The organism is Salifodinibacter halophilus (genome assembly GCA_012999515.1).
Classification (GTDB): Bacteria; Pseudomonadota; Gammaproteobacteria; order Nevskiales; family Salinisphaeraceae; genus Salifodinibacter; species Salifodinibacter halophilus.
The window spans coordinates 1-266 of sequence record JABEEB010000310.1 but is presented as its reverse complement, the minus strand read 5'-3'; the positions used below and the strand labels follow the sequence as shown (position 1 = coordinate 266).

1 protein-coding gene is annotated in these 266 nt (G+C 65.8%); it reads left to right on the top strand.

Going from position 1 to position 266, the window contains the following annotated elements; translation table 11 throughout:
* Positions 1 to 196 (top strand): M42 family peptidase (locus HKX41_11805; GenBank protein ID NNC24818.1); only part of this gene is annotated, 196 nt, incomplete at its 5' end.
* Between the last annotated feature and the right edge of the window lie 70 nt (positions 197 to 266).

The following is a 266-nucleotide window of genomic DNA, read 5'->3' as shown; positions in this document are numbered from 1 at the left end:
CCGCACGGGCACCGACGCGGACGCCTTCTACACGAGTCGCTCCGGCATTCCCTCGCTCAACATCGGCATCCCGAACCGCTACATGCACACGCCCGTGGAGGTCGTCTCTACGAACGACCTCGACGACGTGGCCGAACTCCTCGGGTCGATGGCCGCGCTCGCGGGTGACGTGGACTCGTTCGGCGTCGAACTGTAAGCGGGCGGACGGCGGCTCCGCGCGCTGTGCGTAGTTGTCGCATACGACTCCGGGCGAAAGAAAACCGTTA